We start from the raw sequence: 593 nt of genomic DNA, 5'->3' as shown, positions 1-593 counted from the left end.
TGATGAATGTGCAATTTAAAAAGGGAGTGCTCGAACTATGTGTCCTCTCCTTAACGAATAAGAAAGACTGTTATGGATATGAATTGGTGGAAGACATATCAAAGAAGTTCGAGATCTCTGAAGGAACGATCTATCCATTACTAAGGAGAATGACGAAAGAAGGTTTATTTTCTACGTACCTTAAGGAATCGACTGAAGGACCGCCTAGAAAGTATTACAAGTTAACCTCCAAAGGTGTCCGGTTAAAGGATCAACTTACGATGGAATGGGTTTTGTTCACAAAGGGTGTCAATGAATTAATTGAGGGGGAATAGTACGGTGGAACAAAAAACATATTTATCTGAATTAGCCAGAGAAATAAAGGATCTGCCAAAGGAGGAACAAAAGGAAATATTACTTGATTACGGGGAGCATTTTGACATTGCACTCGCTAAGGGACGTACAGAAAGTGAAATAATAAAAGGGCTTGGCACACCTAAAAAAGTTGGTAAAGCCATTATGGTTCAATACAAAATTACAAAAGCAGATCAAGATCCTACATTTAATAATGTAACAAAAGTGGTGTTTGCAGCAGTAGGACTTGGTATGTTCAA

Annotated in this window: 2 protein-coding genes; both read left to right on the top strand. The window is 37.4% G+C overall.

From position 1 onward, the window contains the following. The first annotated feature begins 2 nt into the window (after positions 1 to 2). The gene (locus AB1471_RS17020) at positions 3 to 314 is read left to right on the top strand and encodes a PadR family transcriptional regulator (RefSeq protein WP_367780933.1); all 312 of its coding nucleotides are present in this window, start codon (positions 3 to 5) and stop codon (positions 312 to 314) included. Positions 315 to 318: 4 nt separating this feature from the next. Further along, a partial coding sequence (locus AB1471_RS17015) for a DUF1700 domain-containing protein (protein WP_367780932.1) occupies positions 319 to 593 on the top strand: 275 nt, incomplete at its 3' end.

The organism is Jeotgalibacillus marinus, assembly GCF_040801915.1.
Taxonomy (GTDB): Bacteria; Bacillota; Bacilli; order Bacillales; family Jeotgalibacillaceae; genus Jeotgalibacillus; species Jeotgalibacillus marinus.
The sequence above is the reverse complement of the archived record's forward strand: the minus strand, read 5'-3'. Positions and strand labels throughout refer to the sequence as shown.